This is a genomic window from Halobellus captivus (assembly GCF_007655485.1).
Lineage (GTDB): Archaea > Halobacteriota > Halobacteria > Halobacteriales > Haloferacaceae > Haloquadratum > Haloquadratum captivum.
Genome location: NZ_VJXQ01000003.1, coordinates 363868 through 384340 on the forward strand (window position 1 = coordinate 363868; position 20473 = coordinate 384340).

20 protein-coding genes are annotated in these 20473 nt (G+C 65.8%); 15 read left to right on the forward strand and 5 right to left on the reverse strand.

Features of this window, described 5'->3' with window-relative positions:
* Positions 1 to 134 precede the first annotated feature (134 nt).
* The gene (locus FJT57_RS11190) at positions 135 to 620 is read right to left on the reverse strand and encodes a TRAM domain-containing protein (RefSeq protein ID WP_144905181.1); all 486 of its coding nucleotides are present in this window, start codon (positions 618 to 620) and stop codon (positions 135 to 137) included.
* Positions 621 to 795: 175 nt separating this feature from the next.
* Here FJT57_RS11190 and FJT57_RS11195 point away from each other — a divergent pair, with 175 nt between their 5' ends.
* On the forward strand, positions 796 to 1482 hold the full coding sequence (locus FJT57_RS11195; RefSeq protein ID WP_144905183.1) for a hypothetical protein: 687 nt from the start codon (positions 796 to 798) through the stop codon (positions 1480 to 1482).
* Between the two features lie 17 nt (positions 1483 to 1499).
* On the opposite strand, the gene FJT57_RS11200 is transcribed toward FJT57_RS11195, so the two are convergent.
* Positions 1500 to 2495 carry a radical SAM protein gene (locus FJT57_RS11200; RefSeq protein ID WP_144905185.1) on the reverse strand — a complete coding sequence of 332 codons (996 nt, stop codon included), beginning with the start codon at positions 2493 to 2495 and terminating at the stop codon, positions 1500 to 1502.
* A 197-nt stretch (positions 2496 to 2692) separates the two neighbouring features.
* On the opposite strand from FJT57_RS11200, the gene FJT57_RS11205 reads away from it, so the two are divergent.
* Entirely contained in the window at positions 2693 to 3820 is a 1128-nt protein-coding gene (locus FJT57_RS11205) for a DUF373 family protein (protein ID WP_144905187.1), read from the forward strand.
* Between the two features lie 77 nt (positions 3821 to 3897).
* On the opposite strand, the gene FJT57_RS11210 is transcribed toward FJT57_RS11205, so the two are convergent.
* Positions 3898 to 4740, reverse strand: coding sequence for a polyprenyl synthetase family protein (locus tag FJT57_RS11210; RefSeq protein WP_144905189.1), 843 nt, complete (start codon positions 4738 to 4740; stop codon positions 3898 to 3900).
* Positions 4741 to 4854: 114 nt separating this feature from the next.
* Positions 4855 to 6225 carry a helix-turn-helix transcriptional regulator gene (locus FJT57_RS11215; RefSeq protein ID WP_144905191.1) on the reverse strand — a complete coding sequence of 457 codons (1371 nt, stop codon included), beginning with the start codon at positions 6223 to 6225 and terminating at the stop codon, positions 4855 to 4857.
* Between the two features lie 244 nt (positions 6226 to 6469).
* Here FJT57_RS11215 and FJT57_RS11220 point away from each other — a divergent pair, with 244 nt between their 5' ends.
* Positions 6470 to 7801, forward strand: coding sequence for a DUF7096 domain-containing protein (locus FJT57_RS11220; RefSeq protein ID WP_144905193.1), 1332 nt, complete (start codon positions 6470 to 6472; stop codon positions 7799 to 7801).
* 79 nt (positions 7802 to 7880) lie between these two features.
* A complete protein-coding gene (locus FJT57_RS11225) occupies positions 7881 to 8384 on the forward strand; it encodes a type IV pilin (RefSeq protein WP_144905195.1) in 504 nt (167 codons plus the stop codon).
* Positions 8385 to 8504: 120 nt separating this feature from the next.
* On the opposite strand, the gene FJT57_RS11230 is transcribed toward FJT57_RS11225, so the two are convergent.
* Positions 8505 to 9128 carry a methyltransferase domain-containing protein gene (locus tag FJT57_RS11230; RefSeq protein ID WP_144905197.1) on the reverse strand — a complete coding sequence of 208 codons (624 nt, stop codon included), beginning with the start codon at positions 9126 to 9128 and terminating at the stop codon, positions 8505 to 8507.
* A 135-nt stretch (positions 9129 to 9263) separates the two neighbouring features.
* Between FJT57_RS11230 and ahaH the strand changes: the two genes are divergently transcribed.
* The 11 genes from ahaH to FJT57_RS11285 all read left to right on the forward strand — a co-directional run bounded on the left by ahaH (position 9264) and on the right by FJT57_RS11285 (position 20364).
* A complete protein-coding gene (ahaH, locus tag FJT57_RS11235; RefSeq protein ID WP_144905199.1) occupies positions 9264 to 9596 on the forward strand; it encodes an ATP synthase archaeal subunit H in 333 nt (110 codons plus the stop codon).
* Positions 9583 to 11853 (forward strand): V-type ATP synthase subunit I, encoded by a 2271-nt coding sequence (locus FJT57_RS11240; RefSeq protein ID WP_144905202.1) that lies wholly within the window; start codon positions 9583 to 9585, stop codon positions 11851 to 11853. The genes ahaH and FJT57_RS11240 overlap by 14 nt, the downstream gene beginning before the upstream one ends.
* A gap of 213 nt (positions 11854 to 12066) precedes the next feature.
* The gene (locus FJT57_RS11245; protein WP_144905204.1) at positions 12067 to 12306 is read left to right on the forward strand and encodes a hypothetical protein; all 240 of its coding nucleotides are present in this window, start codon (positions 12067 to 12069) and stop codon (positions 12304 to 12306) included.
* A 21-nt stretch (positions 12307 to 12327) separates the two neighbouring features.
* Entirely contained in the window at positions 12328 to 12909 is a 582-nt protein-coding gene (locus FJT57_RS11250) for a V-type ATP synthase subunit E (RefSeq protein WP_144905206.1), read from the forward strand.
* Positions 12906 to 13952, forward strand: a complete 1047-nt coding sequence (locus FJT57_RS11255; protein WP_144905208.1) for a V-type ATP synthase subunit C — start codon at positions 12906 to 12908, stop codon at positions 13950 to 13952. Before FJT57_RS11250 ends, FJT57_RS11255 begins: the two co-directional genes overlap by 4 nt.
* A complete protein-coding gene (locus tag FJT57_RS11260) occupies positions 13949 to 14275 on the forward strand; it encodes a V-type ATP synthase subunit F (RefSeq protein WP_144905210.1) in 327 nt (108 codons plus the stop codon). The genes FJT57_RS11255 and FJT57_RS11260 overlap by 4 nt, the downstream gene beginning before the upstream one ends.
* 3 nt (positions 14276 to 14278) lie before the next feature.
* Positions 14279 to 16048, forward strand: a complete 1770-nt coding sequence (locus FJT57_RS11265) for an ATP synthase subunit A (RefSeq protein ID WP_144905212.1) — start codon at positions 14279 to 14281, stop codon at positions 16046 to 16048.
* Between the two features lie 2 nt (positions 16049 to 16050).
* Positions 16051 to 17478, forward strand: coding sequence for an ATP synthase subunit B (locus tag FJT57_RS11270; RefSeq protein WP_144905214.1), 1428 nt, complete (start codon positions 16051 to 16053; stop codon positions 17476 to 17478).
* A gap of 103 nt (positions 17479 to 17581) precedes the next feature.
* Positions 17582 to 18412 (forward strand): lycopene cyclase domain-containing protein, encoded by an 831-nt coding sequence (locus FJT57_RS11275; protein WP_144905216.1) that lies wholly within the window; start codon positions 17582 to 17584, stop codon positions 18410 to 18412.
* Positions 18409 to 19644 (forward strand): Brp/Blh family beta-carotene 15,15'-dioxygenase, encoded by a 1236-nt coding sequence (locus FJT57_RS11280; protein ID WP_203229153.1) that lies wholly within the window; start codon positions 18409 to 18411, stop codon positions 19642 to 19644. Before FJT57_RS11275 ends, FJT57_RS11280 begins: the two co-directional genes overlap by 4 nt.
* Positions 19645 to 19680: 36 nt before the next feature.
* Complete coding sequence (locus FJT57_RS11285) at positions 19681 to 20364, forward strand: V-type ATP synthase subunit D (protein WP_144905218.1); 684 nt, start codon at positions 19681 to 19683, stop codon at positions 20362 to 20364.
* The last annotated feature ends 109 nt before the right edge of the window (positions 20365 to 20473 follow it).

Here is a 20473-nt window from a genome sequence, read left to right on the forward strand (position 1 = left end):
ACGGCTGTGTTGCGCGGCCGTCGCAAAAAAGCTACAGAAGACCGACTGTCTGTTGGTCGGCCGTCCGTTGATCGACGACCCGTTGACCCGGAGAACCGACTGTCCATCCGATCCCCCCCGGGCCGCGAGTCCGACTACCCGCCCCAGAAGTTGTCGCGGCTTCCGAGTGCGGTCGGTCGTCCCCGGCCGCTGAAGTCGTCGTTTTCGTCGTCACCGTCGTCATCGTCGGGGTCGACAGTTTCTGATTCCGCGTCCGCGTCCTCGTCGTCGACTTCGTCTTCGTCCAGCGGCAGCCGTTCCACGATCTTCTTCGCCGTCGCGTGATTCGACTTCACGCGGTCGATTCTGACGACCGCCCGCGCTTCGGGTAGGAGACCGTCGGTGAGGACGATGAACCCGTCCTCGGTGCGGCCGACGCCCGCACCGCTCTCGTGGATGTCGTCGACGTCGATGACGACCTCCTCGCCCGGCTTGACGGGTTGGGCCTTCAGGTCGCGGATCGGCTGTTCGTAGTTGTTACACCACTCCGCGCCGCCGCGGTCGCCGTAGTACTGACACCCCATTCCGTCGATTCGCTCCGAATACCGGGGACAGTCGTCGGCCAACGGACAGTCTGACATAGCGAGAGATACTTCACGGCCCGTCTAAACGCTTGCGGGTCGACGAACGAGCCCCCGTGTACCGTGGAATGACGGCTCACAGACGCGGCCCGCAACGACGGTCATCAGTCGCTCGATACGGATGCGATCTCGGCGCGACCGCAACGCTTTCTGCCGACTCGCCCCGACTCGGAGTATGAGCCGTCGCGTTCCCGAGTTCGCGGTCCTCATCGGCGTCGTGCTCGGCCTCTCGGTCGTCGTGACCGGGGTCACGCTGGGCTGGGGTCTCTACGCGACGACCGTCGTCGGCGCGCTCGTCTCCTACCCGTTCGTCGGCTTCGGAATCGTCCGCGACTCCGACCCCGCGGCGACGCTTCGCCCGCGATGGCTGCTGGGACTCGGGGGTGCGATCGCCGCCGCTGGTGCGCTGGGTACGCTCGTCGACGACCCCACGGCTGGCGGTGTTCTGAGAGCCGCGCTCGTCGGACTCGCGCTCGGAACCCCGCCAGCCGGATACGCGACGCGCTACGGAGCGGGCGTCAATCCGCTCACGCCGCGGGCGACCGCGGGCGTCGGCGTCGCCGCAGGGCTCGCGCTTCTCGCATTCGGTCTCTTCGTCGGACAGCCGCTCGTCGGCGTCGTCGCCGGGGGCGTCTGCGCGCTCGGTGCCGCACTCTACGCGACTGCCCGCGGGGTCGACTTCGACCGTCGCACGAAACGTCTCGCCGCGAGCGTCGGTGGATTGTTGGGCGTCGCTATCGTCGGGATCGGCGTCGCCAGCGGCGGCGCACTCGGCGAGTGGCTCCTCGTCGGCACGGCGGTGGCGCTCGTTCCGGGTCTCTACGCGGCGCTGACGTTAGAAAAGGAATCACGAACCGGATAGCTGCGCTTCTTGCGACGTCACGCCAGCGGTGTCCGCTCGACGACTGTCCCGTCCGCGGTCGGGTACTGCTCGACGATCTCGCCCTCGGGCACGTCGCCCGCTTCGATCATCTCCTCTAAGAGCCACCACGCGACCTCGATGTGGTTCGATTTGATCGTGTAGAACTCCTCGGGGACACCGAGGGCGTCGAGCTTTTCAGACCCGATCCACGTCTTGCCGTAGACGAGCGTCCCGTCGTCGGTCACCTCGTCGAACGGTCGCCGGATCGTCCGCGCCATCCGCTTGAGTCGGTTGCGGTGCTGGGCGGCGTCCTTGAACACGGAGGTGCAGAAGTACACGCGCTCGTGGTCGCCCATCGCGTCGAGGATTTCAGTCTTCGAGCCGTCGACGGCGGACATGTGTCCCTCCTGCAGTTCGTACCCCTCCTCCTGCATCCGGCGGTAGTTCCCGTCGCTCATCTCGAACTCGTTGACGTTGCAAAAGTCGGCGGCGCCCTCGTCGAGGAACTCCAGGAACTCCGGTTCGGCTCGAATTCCCGGGATCTCGAACGCGGGAGTGAGTCCCTCTTCACGGGCGATATAGAGGATCTCCTCCCACTCGGTCCCGTGGAGGTCGCCCCACAGTTCGTACGGCGGGTGAAAGCGGATTTCGTCGAGTCCGGCCTCCGAGAGCCGCCGCATATTCTCTCTGCCGCCGGTGATCCCGGTGTACAGGTGCGTGTGGTGATCCTCGCCGAACTCCTCTTTCAAGAGCGACAGATAGCGACAGGTCTGCTCGAGGGCCTCCTGCGGTTCGCCGCCGGTGATCGAGGTGCCGAGGGCGTCCATTCGGTGGGCCTCCTCGATGACGTCATCGTCGGATTCCACGAGGCGCTCGTTGGCGTAGACGTCGGTGACGTTCTTGCGGTTCTCGCCGAGCGGGCAGTAAAAGCAGTCGCGCTGGTCGCAGTAACCGTAGACGAAGAGGACCATCTTCCCGCCTTTCGCGCACTGCTCACAGCCCTTCGAGATCATTCTGTTGTACTCGCTACCGCCCGGAGACCCAAAAGTCGTGCTACTTGGATCGGCGACTGGCGTTCGATCCGGACGATCTCTCCCATTCGGTCGGTTGTGACTGCCATCACTCCCGAATTGTGACTGCCATCACTCCCGAATTGTGCCTGTCATCACTCCCGAAAACAGATATAGCCCGGCGGCGTACCTCCGGGCAGATGCTGTTGGTCCTCTGTGTCGACCTCGACGACGACCTCGGCCGCAAGACCGGGCTGGAAACGCCCGTCGTCGGCCGCGACGCCGTCGAATCAGCGGCCGTAGCCCTCGCGACGGCCGACCCGGAGGACTCCGACGTCAACGTGCTGTTCCAGGGGATCCACGAGCACGACGCCCTCGAACGCGACCCCGACGTCGAAGAGGAAGTGGCCGTCGCGGCCGTCACCGGGACGCAGGGCGGCGACGTGAAGGCCAACCGGGCGATCGGCGAAGAGATCGACCGCGTGCTGGCGGGGCTCTCGACCGGGGAAAACGTCAGCGCCATCGTCATCACCGACGGCGCGCAGGACGAGTCGGTGCTGCCGATCATCCGCTCGCGCGTCCCGATCGACAGCGTTCGACGAGTCGTCGTCCGGCAGGCGCAGGACCTGGAGTCGATCTACTACACGATGAAGCAGGTTCTCGCAGATCCGGAGACGAGAGGCACGATTCTCGTGCCGCTCGGGATTCTCCTCTTGATCTACCCGTTCGTCACGATCGCGAGTCTCTTCGACGTTCCCGGCGCCGTCGTGTTGGGATTCATCTCGGCGTTTCTCGGCCTGTACACGCTCTTCCGCGGTCTCGGATTGGAGGACGCCGTCGACGACACCGCAGAGCGCATCCGCGACGTGCTCTACGAGGGGCGCGTCACGCTCATCACGTACGTCGCGGCCGCGGCGCTCCTCGTCGTGGGCGGCTTCCGGGGCTACGCGCTCGTCGAAACGCTCCGGACGAGCGTCACCGACCCGACGCCGCCGCTCGTTCTCGCGGCGCTCGTCCACGGTGCAGTCCAGTGGTTCGCGGCGGCGGGCGTCACGTCGAGCCTCGGGCAGGTGACAGACGAGTACCTCGCGGACCGGTTCAAGTGGCGCTATCTCAACGCGCCCTTTTACGTCGTCGCCATCGCGGTGGTCCTCTACGTCGTCTCGGGGTTCTTCCTCCCGAGCGGGATCGCCGGGGTCGAGTCGTTCTCGATGACCGAGCTGGCGATCGGTCTCACCGCCGGAACGCTCCTCGGCGTGTTCAGCACGCTCGCGTTCGCCATCGCGGAGTCGCGGTTCCCGACGGCCGCGGAGGCGGCGCAGGGGTAGCGTAGCGGGACTCGATGGAAGCGGCTGACTGGACGACGGCCTCCTGTCGCTCGCGTAGTCCCGCTTGTGGGAACACGCTACCGTTCGCGGACGACAACGAACTCCGCGAGGTCTTGCAGGTAACCGAGCGGTTCGCTGTCGTCGACGTCGGAGGCGGCGAGCGCGTCGAGCGCCTGCTCGGACTGGTCGTGCGCGCGCTGGTTGGCCGCCTCCGCCGACAGGTCCGTGACCTGCACCACCGAGGGGCGGTCCATCTCCTCGTCCTGTCCGGTGGGCTTGCCGAGATCCGCCGCATCGGCCGTCGCGTCGAGGACATCGTCGCGGATCTGAAACGCCACGCCGACGCGCTCGGCGTACTCGCCGAACGCCTCGACCGTGAACGGGTCCGCGTCGGCGGCGACCGCGCCGAGTTCCGCCGCGGCGCGGAACAGCGCGCCGGTCTTTCGCCGGGCGAGATCCATGTATTCGCTTTCGTTGGTGGGGCGAGCCACCAGTTCGGTCGCCTCGCCCTCGCCGAGTTCGACCATCGACTCGGCGACGATCTGCGTCGCGTGGTCGTTCCGCGAGAGGAGCGCGAACGCCTCGCCCAACAGGCCGTCGGAGGCGATGATCGCGGGACCGTACCCGTATTCCGCCCAGGCGCTCGCCGTCCCGCGGCGCACGTCGGAGCGGTCGATGATGTCGTCGATCACGAGCGACGCGTTGTGAACCAGTTCGATCGCGACGGCGAAGTCGACCGCCTCGGCGGGCTCTCCGCCGCAGGCCTCACAGGCCAGAATCGTGACCGCCGGTCGGACGCGTTTGCCGCCCGCAAGCGCGACGTGTGCAACCTCGTCGGATAATTCCGGAGGGTCGACCGCCTCGATCACGCTCTCGAGGCGTGCTTCGACCAGCGACACCCGACGCTCCAGATACTCCATTACCCGACGCTGAGGTTGGGGCGGCAAAAGAGGTTCCGGAAAGCGGATCCGAACGATCGAATTTCCGGTCCGATTCCGGCGTTGTCGATGCACCGATCTCGCTGCTGCGGACCGTTACTTGCTGCTCAAACTATCTGAACTGTCGGTCCCGACTTCAGTGCCGTTGCCCGAGCCGTCCCCGTCGTCCTCCGGGAGCGAAATGAGGTTCTCGCGCCCGAGACGGAGCTTGTTCACCCGTCCCTCGTCGGCCATCGCCGAGAGGAGTTGGGAGACTTTCGCGTCCGACCAGTCGGTCTCGTCGACGATCGTCGCCTGTTTCATCCGACCACCGTTCCGTTCGAGGAGGTGTTCGACGCGCTCTTCGTCGGAAAGCAGCGAGAGGTCGGGCTCGCTCCCGGTCCCGTCGTCGCCCGTGGCTGCTTCGGGAGCGTGTTGGCTGTCGGCGGCGGACGACTGCGCTGGATCGCCCCCGGAGCTACTCCGGGCCACGTCACCCGCGGGACGCGTTGTCGACGCCTGGCCTCCGGCGTCTACACCTCCGTTCTCAGCGATCTCCGCTCCGGCGGCGTCGGAAGCGGTCGATGGGACGTTCCACGGTAGGGTCCGCTCGTCGCTGCGCTGTATCAGCCAAAAGCCCGCGAGAAGCGTCGCGATCGCCACGAATCCGCCGCCCGCGAGGAGCCCGAGCGGGAGTTGATCCGCGGGGCCGACCGACGTGTACGTAATTTCGAGCGCTTCGCCCTCGCCCTCGAAGTCCGACGGCTCCGCGAGGATGATCGCGCTCTCGCGCTGCTGGACCGGGATGCTCGTTCCGGTCACCGTGTACCCGTCCGGCGGCCGGATGAGGATCTGTTGATCGTCGCCGAAGATCGAGAGCCACGTCCGCTCCTCGTCGGTCTCGGCGGTCGGGAGCGTGAACACGTCGTCGAGGACGAACGTCCCGTTCGCGCCCTGTCGGAGGAAGCCCGTCCACCTGAACGTGAGCGCGAGCGTCCCCCGGCTCGCCTCCTCGTCGATCGAGCTGTGGTAGGTGACGTTCTCGATCGCCATCGAGCGCCCGGTCGATTCGCTCGCGCGCTCCTGTAACGACTCGAAGAGGGCGCGGCTGGGTCCGACGTCCGCCTCTCCCGCCTCGTACTGGGACGCGAGCGTCCGGAACGCTCTCGTCTCGTTCTGCGAATCGAGGGTGTAGTGCGTCTCGATGCGCCACTCGGCGCTCCGGTCCGATTGGAGGTCGATCTCGACGGTGGTTCCCGCGGGCGCGCCGTCCCCGTCGCTCAACTGCCGGAACCCGCTCGGTGCTCGAACGTCGGCCGCGCGATCCGACGTCGCTCGAACGTCAGCAGTCCGGTCGGATACGGCACCCATATCGGCCGCCGGTGACGCAGAACCGCGCGGGGAGAGATCGTCGACGGCGAGAGCCGAGGCTGGAGCGACAGCGGCGAAGACGAGGAGGAGGGCAACCCACAGCGCGGACGTCCGCATTTGATGGCAGTGCACGTGGGACGCTCAAAACGCTTTCCATCGGTCGAGTCTCTCTCGCGCTTGGTTGGATACGAGATCCTACCGCTGGATACGACATCGCTACCGCTGGGTCTGACATCACTACCGCTGGACCTGACACCGCTACCGTTGATCCGACACCGCTGTTGCCCGAGAAAGACCGTACCTCATCTGACAGTCTGTCGAATGACGCGATTTAATAACCGTCCGGGAGTACGGACGGCGTATGCGTGCTGCCGCCCTCTCACTCGCCCTCCTCTTGGTGCTCTCCGCAGTCGCTGGTGCGGTCCCGGCGTTGGGGGCCGATGCGCCGAACGCATCCGCTAGCGACTCCCTCGAACCGGTGAGCGCCAGCCCGCCGCTACAGGTATCGCCCCCCAACGAAACCGGTGAGGCGTCGCCGATCAACGTCCTCGGGATCCCGCCGAACGCGGCGACGCGGAGTAGCCTCAAGACGGAGTACGTCGAACTCGGGAGCGGCCTCGCGTTCGGCTCGCGAACGGCGGAAGGGCGCCTCGAGACGACCGCGGTTGTCGAGCGGATCGAATCCGCCGGGACGGCCGACAGGCGACAGCAGTATCTCCTCCAGGAGGTCAGCACTATCGAGCAGCGAGTAATCACGCTCCGCACGCGACAGCAACAGGCAGTCGCGGCGTACGGTCGCGACGAACTGACGCCGCGGCGACTCCTTTACGAACTCGCGGTGATTGACGCCGAGGCCCGCGAGCTTCAACAGCGTCGAGACCGACTCCAGGGACTCGCCGACTCGACGCCGGGATTCAGTATCTCCTCCTCGCGCTTCGGGAACATCGAGCTGGAGCTGAACACGCTCGCCGGACCGGTCCGCGGGCACGCGGCGTCGGTCCTCAACGGTGAGGCCGAGTCGACGCGCTTCTTCGTCCAGTCCGGCGACGACAGCGTCGAACTCGCCGTCATCCGCGACGGAACGTACGTTCGCGAGGTGTACCGCGGACCGCTTCGGGTCGGTAACGGCGAATCCTTCACGCTGGGCGACGCCGTCAACGCGACCGAGCAGGCGTACCCGACGATCACCGCCCTCCGGCTCCGCGACGACGTCGTCGGGAACCCCGAGAGCGACAGCACGCGGGTGACGATCGAACACGAGCGCGGCCGACTCGTCGCGTTCGTCGACAGCGGGAGCGAGCGCGTGTTCAAGGAGTACCAGTATCGGCCGATCGACCGGGTGAGGACGACGTCGGCGACGTCGGCGATCAAAGACGGTCTCGAACTGACCGCCCACCGGACGTACCCCGGCGGCCCGGTCCGACTGCAACTCAACAGCACTGAGAACGACGAACCGGTCGACGCCCAGCTCACGGTCGGCCCCGCTGGCGGCCGCAGTTCGGTCGTCGGGCGGACCGGCGGCGACGGATCGCTGTGGACGCTCACCCCGAGCGGGACCTATCAGGTGACCGCCATCGACGGAAGCTCGGTCGTCGTGCTCTCTGTCGAACCCACCTCCACGCCGTTCGTCTACGGCGAGGTCAACGAGAGCGCGCCCCAGGACGGAATGGGAACGATGACGCCGTCCGGCTAACCGATTCGACGCTTTTCCACGTCGTCCGGCGACAGTCTCGGGCCGAACGTTCATATCCCATCGAGGTGCCAACGCCCCCGTGTCTTCCCGCGGATCGGCCTCAGTGATCGGTGTCGTGCTGCTGCTCCTCGTCGGGATCGCGCTCGGTGGCGTCGTCGCCGCCGGTGTGGAGGCCGTCGCGGCGGCGACCGGCGAGGGCGAGATCGCGAGCGGTACAGTCGCGGCGGGCGACTCGGGGACGGAGACCGTCGCGCTGTCGCTGCGACTCGACGGCGACACGGTCGCGTTGACGCACGAGGTGGGGCCGTCGTTGTCGCTTTCGGACGTGCGGCTCGTCGTCGCGGTCGACGGGGAGCGGCTCCGTCACCAGCCACCGGTCCCGTTCTTCGCGGCGACGGGCTTTCGCGGCGGACCGACCGGGCCGTTCAACCTCGCGAGCGACGGCGTCTGGTCAGCGGGCGAAACCGGCTCGTTCCGCGTCGCGGCCACGAACGCGCCGCGGTTGCACCCCGGACGTACCGTCTCGGTCACGGTCTACGTCGGCTCCGATCGGGTGAGCCGCGTTCGCGGGACTGTCGATTGAACGGGGGATAGAGATTCGAGTTCCGAGAGTAGGGCCCGGAAGATCGGAATTTGGGAGGACCGGAAGTACGGAGGACTGGAAAACTGGAACTTCGGGGGACCGGAGAAATTACTGGAGAAATTATTCCTCTGGCGCACGCGCGAGCGTCGTGATCGCCCGGGGGCTACCGGGATACGCCTGCTGGATGTGGTGTTCGATGTCGACGAAGCCCGCCTCCTCGAACATCCGCTGGGCCTCCTCCTCGTCGTAAAAGAGCATAATCGCGTCCGCGAGGTGCTGGAAGATGCGGTTGTTGGGGTAGTCGGGGCCGACGACGAGCACGCGGTGTCCCGGCTTGACGACGCGGCGGAACTCCGTGAGCGCCGTTACCGGGTTGGGCCAGTACTCGATCGAGCCCGACGACCAGATTGCGTCGAAGGAGTCGTCGGCGAACGGGAGCCGCTCGGCGTCGCCCCGGTAGAAGCGCACGCGGTCGCGAGCGCCGAACTTCTCGAACGCCTTCTCCATTTGATGGCGGCTCTGATCCAGGCCGTGAACGTCGTCGGTGTAGCGGAGGAGTCCCTCGGTCCCGAAGCCGGTGCCGCACCCGACGTCGAGGACGCGGTCGCCCTGCTGCACGTCGAACCACTCCAGCGCCTCGTCGCGCATCGCCTCGTTCCAGATGAAGGGGTTGATCCGATCGTAGACCTTCGAGAGGTACTTGTAGAACAGGCGCGCGTTGGCCTTGTCTTCGAGGACACCCATCGCCCCCCGGTTTGGGCGGGAGAATGATAACGGTGCGGATCCGCCCTCGCTGTCACGTCTGAAAACCGAGGGGTTGGCGAGAGTGTTCCGCAAACACCTTATACGCCGCTTGCGCTACGTTTCGGTGATACGAGTATGCCGAGACCAGAGGTTCTCGAACGGATCAAAACGGCGGAATCCGAGGCCGAAGACATCGTGAAGCAGGCCGAGGAGGATCGCGACGAGCGAATCGAGGAGGCTCGACGCGAAGCCGAGGAGATCCGCGCCGACGCAGAGACAGAGGCCGACGAGTACGAGGAAGAGCGGCTCGCCGAGGCCCGCGCGGAGATCGAGGCCGAGCGCGAGGAGCTCATCGAGGAGGGCAAAGAAGCGCGTGAGAAGCTGGTCGCGTCCGCCGAGGAGAACGCCGACGAGGCGGTCGAATACGCGATCAGCCAGTTCGAGGAGGCGGTACATGCTCAGACCTGAGCAGATGAGCAAGGTCTCGGTGACGGGATCGAAGGCCGTGATGGACGAGGTCATCGAGACCGCCCACGGGCTGAATCTGCTGCACGTCACCGAGTACGACGGTTCCTGGGACGGGTTCGACCCCGGCAATCCCGTCGAGGGTGCCGAGGAGTCCTCCGATCGGCTCGTCACGGTTCGCTCCCTCGAAAGCATCCTCGACGTCGACGCCGACGACGCGGGGCCGACGCGAATCGTCACCGACGACGCGCTCGACGAGGAGCTCGAAGCGATCCGCACGCGAGTCAACGAACTCGACGACCGCCGACAGGAACTCCGTCAGGAGATCCGATCGCTCGAAGATCAGCTCGATGCGGTCGAACCGTTCGTCGATCTCGACATCGACCTCGACCTGCTCTCCGGCTACGACACGTTACAGGTCGCTGTCGGCGCGGGCGACCGCGACACGATCGAGCGCGCGGTCATCGACGCCGATGACCTCCGCTCCCACGAGATTTTCGCCGGTGACGACGTCCTCAGCGTCTTCGCGCACCCCACGGCCGACGCCGACGACTCGGCACTCGTCGACGCGCTGGTGAGCGCGGATTTCACCGCCTACGAGGTGCCGGACGCCAGCGGCAGCCCGAGCGACTACGAGGCCGAGCTCGAACACGAGAAACAGCAGCTCGAATCGAAGCTCTCGACGGTCGACAACGAGCTGGAAGCCGAGAAGATGGACGCCGCGGGATTCCTCCTCGCCGCCGAGGAGAAGCTCTCGATCGACGTCCAAAAGACCGAGGCCCCGCTCTCCTTCGCGACGACGGAGAACGCCTTCATCGCCGAGGGGTGGATCCCCTCCGAGGGGTACACCGAGTTCAAGGGCGCGCTCAAAGACGCCGTCGGTGACCGCGTCGAGGTTGAGGAGCTTGAGCGGGCGACGTTCTCGAAGGACGGCACCGACCACGTCCGCGAGGACGTCCCCGCTGGCGGCAACGGCGGGGCGGCGGCGGCCGCAGACGGCGGCGCGGAGACGGCGCGCGCCGACGGTGGCAGCCCGGTCGTGATGGCCGACGACGAACCGCCGACGGTCCAGGACAACCCGGGCGCGGTCAAGCCCTTCGAGATCCTGGTGCAGGCGGTCAACCGGCCGAGCTACTACGAGTTCGACCCGACGATCATCCTCTTTCTGACGTTCCCGGCGTTCTTCGGGTTTATGATCGGCGACCTCGGGTACGGCCTCATCTATATGGGGATCGGCTACTTCCTCTACACCAAATTCGCGGACCGCCCGGCGTTTCGGAGTATGGGCGGCGTCACCATCGCCGCGGGCTTCTTCACGGTAATCTTCGGGATTCTGTACGGTGAGCTGTTCGGCCTGCACGTCATTTCCACGTACTTCTGGGAAGGGATGCTCGGTATGGCACATCCGCCGATCGAGAAAGGACTCTCGCCCGCCGGAATCGACTGGGCCCGCGGTTGGCTCGTCGTGAGCGTGCTGATCGGGATCTTCCACCTCAACGTGGCGTGGATCTTCGGCTTCGTCGAGGACTACCAGCTTCACGACTTGAAGCACGCTGTCTACGACAACGGCTCGTGGCTCCTGATGATGAACGGCCTGTGGGTGTGGGTGTTCAGTGACGCGCTCAGTAGCGTCGCACCCGAATTCATCTACACGACGTTCTCCAGCGAGGGCGTGATCCCGCTCGGGTTCAACGGGTTCCCGACGATGGCGCTGTTCAACATCCCGATCGTCGACGCGCCGTTCACGCTGCCGCTTCTGGTGTTCGTCGTCGGTCTCGTCCTGCTCGCGATCGGCGAGCCGATCGAGGTCGTCGAGTTCCTGAACGTGCTCGTGAACGTCCTCTCGTACACGCGTATCGCCGCGGTGCTGCTCGCGAAGGCGGGGATGGCCTTCACGGTCAACCTGCTCTTCTTCGGCGTGTACGTCGACGATCACGGCGGCTGGCACTTCGGTCTCGGAGGAATGCCGGACGCTGGGGCCGTGGCGGCGCTCGGTCCGGGTGAAACGCTGAGCTACCACGGCTACGAGGTGACCGAGATTATGTTCGGTGGGCTCGTCCACGGCGACGCCGCGACGATCCTGATCGGCCTCCTCGTGCTGGTGCTCGGCCACCTGCTCGTCCTCGCGCTCGGCGTCACGAGCGCCGGTCTGCAGGCGGTGCGTCTCGAGTACGTCGAGTTCTTCAACAAGTTCTTCGACGGCGGTGGGCGCGAGTACGAACCGTTCGGCTACGAACGCCGCTTCACGACCGAAGACTGACGCAGGCGGGCACCGCCTCTCCCGTGTCTGTCTGAAAACGACACCTCACATCCGTGGTTTTGATAGCCGTGTTACTCATTCTCAAATCGGACGAATACGGCCGAGTCCGGGCGCTTCTCACCCGTTCTCGCGAGTTAGTTTGGGAAGCTTTATGAGATACGTGCGTCCAATAACGCACGTTCGGAGACGACTATCCGGTCAACACCAAATACAATGTTCGAAGCACTCCTACAGCAGACACAGGCAGCTGCCCCGGCTCTTGAACCATCCGCCGCCGCCGCACTCGCGGTCGGTCTCGCGGCCTTCGGCGCAGGGTATGCAGAGCGCGGTATCGGCGCGGCCGCGATGGGCGCCATCGCGGAAGACGACAGTCTCTTCGTCAACGGTCTGATCCTGACCGTCCTGCCGGAGACGCTCGTCATCCTCGCGCTCGTCGTCGTATTCCTGGTCTGAACGCCCCCGCTCTTTCCATCAATGAGTTTGGACAACGTCGTCGAAGACATCCGGGACGAAGCCCGCGCGCGTGCGGAGGAGATTCGCGAGCAGGGCGAACGTCGCGCCGATGAGATCGTCGAGACGGCAGAGACTGACGCCGAGGAACTCCTCGAAGCGCGAAAGGAGTCCGTCGAGCGCCAGATCGAGCAGGAACGCGAACAGGCGCTGTCGAGCGCGAAGCTCGAAGCGAAACAAGAACGGCTCGAAGCCCGTCGCGACGTCCTCGAGGACGTCCGCAGTCGGGTCGAATCGGAGCTCACCTCGCTCCCCGACGACAAGCGAGAGGAACTGACGCAAGCGCTCTTAGCGGACGCGACCGACGAGTTCGACGAGGGAGAGTCCGTGTCGGTCTACGGACGAGCCGACGACGCCGAACTGCTCGAGTCGCTCTGTGAGGAGTACGACGGCTTCGAGTACGCCGGGGAGTACGACTGCCTCGGCGGTGTCGTCGTCGAGGGTGAGAGCTCTCGCGTTCGGGTGAACAACACCTTCGACTCGGTTCTTGGGAGCGTCTGGGAGAACAACCTCAAGAACGTGAGCGAGATACTGTTCGACCAATGAGCACCGCCGGCGGTTCCAACCCGGAGTACGTGACGGCCCGCGTCCGAGCGCGCCGAAGCGCCCTCTACGGGGACGAAGAGTACCGCAAGCTGATTCGGATGGGGCCAGCCGAGATCGCGCGGTTTATGGAGGAATCCGACTACGAGGCCGAGATCAACGCGCTCGGCTCGCGGCACTCGGGCGTCGACCTCATCGAGTACGCGCTCAACCGCAACCTCGCGAAGCAGTTCGACGATCTGCTCCGCTGGGCCGACGGTCGGCTGTACGACCTGATCGCGCGCTACCTGCGCAAGTTCGACGCGTGGAACGTCAAGACCGTCATCCGCGGCATCTACTCGGAGGCTGACAGCGACGAGATCGCGGACGACCTGATCCGCGCCGGTGAGTTCGACGAGGAACTTCTCGATCAACTGCTCGACGCACCGAGCATCGAGGACGCCGTCGACCGCCTGTCGGGGACGATCTTCGGCCCCGGCCTCGAAGCGGCGTACGACGACTACGAGGACACGGGCGTCCTCGTTCCCCTCGAAAACGCCGTCGACAGGACGTACTACGACCACCTGCTCGAAGACCTCGTCGTCGACGAGGCCACCCAGCAGTACCGCGAGTTCCTCGAAGCGGAAATCGACTTCCGGAACGCCCGGAACGCGCTTCGGCTCGCGCAAAGCGGTGCGGACATCGACCCCGCCGACTACTACATCGACGGCGGGTCGCTGTTCACCGCGAGCGAGCTCGCGACGCTGGCGCAGAACCGCGACGAGCTCGTCGCGGCGATCCGCGATTCGAAGTACGGTGACGACCTCTCGGCGGCGCTCGACGAACTCGAGTCCGCGGAGAGCCTCATCAACTTCGAGCGCGCGCTCGATATCGCCCTGCTGGAGTACACCGACGCGCTCGGGCACGTATTCCCCCTGTCGATCACGCCGATCGCCTCGTACATCCTCGCGAAGGAGCGAGAGGTGGACAACATTCGCGCCATCGCGCGCGGACGCGAGGCGGGCCTCTCCGAGGAGCAGATCGAACAGGAGCTGGTGATCCTATGAGCCAGGAGATCGCCGTCGTCGGCAGTCCCGACTTCACGACCGGGTTCCGCCTCGCGGGCGTCCGGAAGTTCGAGACCGTCGCCGACGAGGAGAAGGACGAACAGCTCGATGAGGCCGTTACGGAGGTGCTCGAGGACGAGAACGTCGGCATCGTGGTGATGCACGACGACGACCTCGATCACCTCTCCCGATCGGTCCGCAACGACGTCGAGACCAGCATCGAACCGACGCTGGTGACCCTCGGCGGCGGCGCGGGTGCGGGCGGCCTCCGAGACCAGATCAAGCGAGCCATCGGTATCGACCTGATGGAGGAGGACAATTAATATATGAGCCAGACAGCACAATCCGTCCGCGAGGACGGTGTCATCGCGAGCGTGAGTGGTCCCGTCGTGGTCGCCCGCGATCTCGACGCCCGAATGAACGACGTCGTCTACGTGGGCGACGAGGGTCTGATGGGCGAAGTCATCGAGATCGAAGGCGATACGACGACGATCCAAGTGTACGAAGAGACCTCGGGGATCGCCCCCGGCGAGCCCGTCGAGAACACCGGCGAACCGCTGAGCGTCGACCTCGGTCCGGGCCTTCTCGACACCATCTACGACGGCGTCCAGCGTCCACTGGACGTCCTCGAAGACAAGATGGGGAGCCCCTACCTCGACCGCGGCGTCGACGCGCCGGGGATCGAACTCGACACGGAGTGGGAGTTCGAACCCACCGTGGAGGAGGGCGACGAAGTCGGCCGCGGCGACGAGGTCGGCATCGTCGAGGAGACAGTCACCATCGACCACAAGGTGATGGTCCCGCCGGACGCCCTCGACGAGGGCGAGACGGCGGAGATCGTCTCCGTCGAGTCGGGATCGTTCACCGTCGAGGAGACGGTCGCCGAACTCGACAACGGCGTCGAGATCCAGATGCGACAGGAGTGGCCGGTCCGCGAGGCCCGCCCGACCGTCGAGAAGAAGACCCCGCGAACGCCGCTCGTCTCCGGACAGCGGATTCTCGACGGCCTGTTCCCGATCGCGAAGGGCGGGACGGCCGCGATTCCGGGGCCGTTCGGCTCCGGGAAGACGGTCACCCAGCACCAGCTCGCGAAGTACGCCGACGCCGACATCATCATCTACGTCGGCTGCGGCGAGCGCGGTAACGAGATGACCGAGGTCATCGACGACTTCCCGGAGCTCGAGGACCCCTCGACCGGGAACCCGCTGATGGCCCGGACGTCGCTTATCGCGAACACGTCGAACATGCCCGTCGCCGCGCGCGAATCGTGCGTCTACACGGGGATCACCATCGCGGAGTTCTACCGCGATATGGGCTACGACGTCGCGCTGATGGCCGACTCCACCTCGCGGTGGGCCGAGGCGATGCGCGAGATCTCCTCCCGACTTGAGGAGATGCCCGGCGAGGAGGGCTACCCCGCTTACCTCGCGGCGCGTCTCTCGCAGTTCTACGAGCGCGCGGGTTACTTCGAGAACGTCAACGGCACCGAGGGATCGGTCTCGGCTATCGGCGCGGTGTCGCCGCCCGGCGGCGACTTCTCCGAGCCGGTCACCCAGAACACGCTGCGTATCGTGAAGACGTTCTGGGCGCTCGACGCCGACCTCGCGGAGCGTCGGCACTTCCCCTCGATCAACTGGAACGAGTCGTATTCCCTTTACAAGGATCAGCTCGATCCCTGGTTCGAGTCGGAAGTCTCCGACGACTGGGCCGAGAAGCGCCAGTGGGCCGTCGACATCCTCGACGAGGAGGCCGAGCTACAGGAGATCGTTCAGCTCGTCGGCAAGGACGCGCTGCCGGAGGATCAGCAGTTGACGCTCGAAGTCGCGCGCTACCTGCGCGAGGCGTACCTCCAGCAGAACGCGTTCCACCCGGTCGACACCTACTGTCCGCCGGAGAAGACGTACCTGATGTTGACGACGATCGAGACGTTCCACGACGAGGCGTTCGACGCGCTCGAAGCGGGCGTTCCGATCGAGGAGATTGTCGACACCGACTCCGCGCCGCAGATCAACCGGATCGGCGTCCAAGAGGACTACGTGGAGTACGTCGACGAACTCAAATCGGAGATCACAGAAGAGCTCCGGAGTCTCTACTAACAATGAAAGAGTACCAAACAATCACCGAGATCAGCGGTCCGCTGGTGTTCGCCGAGGTCGACGAGGCGATCGGGTACGACGAGATCGTCGAGATCGAGACGGCCCAAGGCGAGACCCTGCGCGGTCAGGTGCTCGAGTCCTCGGACGGCGTCGTCGCCATCCAGGTCTTCGAGGGCACCAGTGGTATCGACCAGCACGCATCGGTTCGCTTCCTTGGCGAGACGATGAAGATGCCCGTCACCGAGGATCTGCTCGGACGGGTCCTCGACGGATCCGGTCGACCGATCGACGGCGGACCGGACATCGTCCCCGAGGAGCGACAGGACATCGTCGGCGCGGCGATCAACCCCTACTCCCGGGAGTACCCCGAGGAGTTCATCGAGACGGGCGTCTCCGCCATCGACGGGATGAACACCCTGGTTCGCGGCCAGAAGCTCCCGATCTTCTCCAGTTCGGGCCAGCCGCACAGCGAACTGGCGATGCAGATCGCCCGACAGGCGAGCGTTCCCGAAGAGGAAGACGGAGAGGGCGAAGGCTCCGAGTTCGCCGTCATCTTCGGCGCGATGGGGATTACCGCCGAAGAGGCCAACGAGTTCATGGAGGACTTCGAGCGCACCGGCGCGCTGGAGCGCTCCGTCGTCTTCATGAATCTCGCGGACGACCCCGCCGTCGAGCGGACGGTCACCCCGCGGATGGTCCTGACGACGGCCGAGTACCTCGCCTTCGAGAAGGACTACCACGTGCTCGTCATCCTGACGGATATGACCAACTACTGCGAGGCGCTCCGTGAGATCGGTGCCGCCCGCGAGGAGGTCCCGGGTCGTCGTGGCTACCCCGGATACATGTACACCGACCTGGCGCAGCTGTACGAGCGCGCTGGCCGTATCCAGGGACGTGAGGGCTCGGTCACGCAGATTCCGATCCTCACGATGCCCGGCGACGACGACACCCATCCGATCCCGGACCTGACCGGCTACATCACCGAGGGACAGATCTACGTCGACCCCGACCTCAACAGTCAGGGGCTGCAGCCCCCGGTGAACGTGCTTCCGAGCCTGTCGCGCCTGATGGACGACGGCATCGGCGAGGGCCTCACTCGCGAGGACCACGCCGACGTCTCCGATCAGATGTACGCGGCGTACGCGGAGGGTGAGGACCTGCGCGACCTCGTGAACATCGTCGGTCGCGAGGCGCTCTCGGAGCGCGACAACAAGTACCTCGACTTCGCCGACCGGTTCGAAGCGGAGTTCATCGACCAGGGATTCGAGACGAACCGAGCGTTAGAGGAGACGCTCGACATCGGTTGGGAGCTCCTCTCGATGCTGCCGAAAGAGGAACTCAACCGCGTCGACGAGGAGTTCATCGAGACGTACTACCACGAGGACGCGAGCGACGCCGACAACACGGAAGCCGAAGCGACGGCCGACTGATCGGCGTTCGAGCGACGCCCCTCACCGTGGACAGACACTATTTTCGCACCCGGCAACGCTTCGGTAGTGCGGCGGCTGTGCGTCCGACGGGAGCGGAGGCGAGATGAGTACCGGGTTCACCTACCTCCAGTTTCACCTCGTCTTTCTGGTTCCGGTTGTGGCGACACTGGTCGCGCTCGACGTCTGGCGTCGGTCGCGATCCGATGAAGCGGGATACGCCGCGGGCGGCCCGAACGCGTGGCGGAACTACTGGGCGGGCCTCGCTCTCGTCACCGTCGTCGCGCTGGCGTACACGACGCCGTGGGACAACTCTCTGGTCGCCCGTGGCGTCTGGTGGTACGGCGACGGAGTCGTGTTCGCGACCGTCGGGTACGCGCCCGTCGAGGAGTACCTCTTCATTCTGATTCAGCCTGTGCTGACGGGGCTGTGGCTCGCACAACTCACATTCTCGGATCGGTGGCCGGTGGCTGATCATCCGCGCGGGAGTCGGTTCGGTGCGCTGGCGCTCGCCATCGGAATCGGTCTGTTCGGCTGGCGCTGGCTCGGGACCGACGCAACCGTCTACCTCGGTTCGATCGCCGTGTGGGCCGCGCCGGTGTTGGCGCTCCAGTGGGTCGTCGGGGCACCGCAACTGTGGGCGCGTCGCCGCGTCGTCGCGCTGGGGACGCTGCCGCCGACGCTGTATCTGTGTGTGGCTGATCGGATCGCGATCGAACACGGCGTTTGGATCCTCTCGTCGCAGTACACTACGGGGTTCACGCTCGGCGGCCTTCCGATCGAGGAGGGCGCGTTCTTTCTCCTGACAAACCTGTTCGTCGTGCAGGGACTCGTACTCTATCGACTGGTGACGCGGCGTCGGGCGCGCGGAGATGAATTGGACCGGCAAACGGGACGTGCCGAAAGCAAACGATCGGCGGTGGGTGGAGATCGATGAACGGGTCGAACGGATCGAACAGGCCGAGTGCGCCGAACGCGCCAGACGCGGGTGCTTCTGGCGCGCGCGAATCTACTCCCGGCCAGCGTGGCGAGATCGACGCGACCGACACGACCGAATCGATCGACACGACGCTGATGGACACGATCGGCCTCCGCCCGTCGTGGCTCGTCGTGGGCGGTCTCACGCTGGTCTGGGTGGGCCTCGGGATCGGAGGGTTCTCGGCGCTTCCGAGATGGCTCTTATACGGCCCCTTAGCCGTGAGTCTGGTCGCAGTCGGGTTGCCGCACGGGGCGGTCGACCACGTGGCACCGGCGCGGGCCGCCGGTCAGTGTCCCGGGGGACGGTGGCTCCTCGCCGTCGGCGTCGTCTACCTCGTTCTCGGGGTCGTCTACGGGGCGCTCTGGTTCGCCGTCCCGACCGCGGCGGCCACGGCGTTCATCGCGCTCACGTGGTTCCATTGGGGGCAGGGAGATCTCTACGCGCTCGATGCGTTGGGGGCTCGATACCTCGATGGACGGGAGGTTCGGATCGGCACGCTGGCCGTTCGCGGCGGTCTTCCGATGGTGGTGCCGCTCCTCGGATATCCCGGCCAGTACCGCGCGGTCGTCGACTCGTGGGTGGAATTGTTCGGATCGTCTCTCGACGCCGCATGGCTCGTGTCGCCGACGACCCGCGGGGTCTTGGGCGGCGGGTTCGCGCTCTTGACAATCGCCACGCTGTTTGCCGGATGGCGGCGCGTTGGCCGATGCGGTGTTACCGGGGACGGCAGCGACGTCGTCGTCGTCGACAGCGGCGACGAGGGCGACGTCGACGACCGCGTCTGGATACTCGACGCCGCGGAGACGGTCCTCCTGTGGGCGTTCTTTCTCGTCGTCCCTCCGATTTTCGCCGTCGGCGCGTACTTCTGCGTGTGGCACTCGCTGCGGCACATCGCTCGGTTGGTCGCGATCGATCCGACAGCCCGGACGGCCTTCGTCGATCGCGGCCCCGCCGCCGCCCTGGTTCGGACGGGTCGGGACGCGCTCCCGCTGACGGTTGTCGCGCTCGCGCTGTTGGTCGGGATCGGCGTCGTGGGCGGCGTCGAGTTGGGGACGCGGTCGGGGAGGCAGTCGGCGGCCGCGTTGTATCTGGTATTCGTCTCCGTGCTCACGCTCCCGCACGTCGCGATCGTCACGTGGATGGACCGGGCGGAGAGCGCCGGTCTGGCCCGTCTCGTCGACGAACAGTAAAAGGTTAACAGGCTCGGTTCTCTACTTTCCTATAAGATGGCCAAAGACGTCAAACCGACCCGCAAAAACCTGATGGCGATCGAGGATCGCATCGAACTCTCCGAACGGGGTCACGACACGCTCGAACAGAAGCGTGACGGCCTCATTATGGAGTTTATGGACATTCTGGACCAGGCCCAGGACGTCCGATCCGAGCTGGACGGGAACTACGAAACCGCCCAGGAGAAGATCAATATGGCGCGGGCGATGGAGGGCGACGTCGCCGTTCGCGGTGCCGCCGCGGCGCTGAAAGAGCACCCCGAGATCACGACTCAGTCGAAGAACATTATGGGCGTCGTCGTCCCGCAGATCGAGTCCTCGCGCGTGAGAAAGAGCCTCGACCAGCGCGGCTACGGCCTGCTCGGTTCCTCGGCGCGGATCGACGAGGCGGCGGACGCCTACGAGGAGCTCTTAGAGACGATCATCCTCGCCGCGGAGGTCGAGACCGCGATGAAGAAGATGCTCACGGAGATCGAGACGACCAAGCGGCGCGTCAACGCCCTGGAGTTCAAGCTGCTGCCCGAACTGCACGAGAACAAGGAGTACATCGAGCAGAAGCTCGAAGAGCAGGAGCGCGAGGAGATCTTCCGACTCAAGAAGATCAAGAACAAGAAAGAGGAAGAAGAGCGCGCCGAGGCGGAAGCCGAGGAAGCGGCCGCCGCGGCCCCGGCCGACGACTAACGGGACTGTCCCGCTTCGATTCGGTGATCGCCTCGTTCGTGACGACCCTTCGGCCACCGGTTTTCGCATCCGCGTGAAGAAGAGCCCGAGCGACCGCTCGACGCGAGGA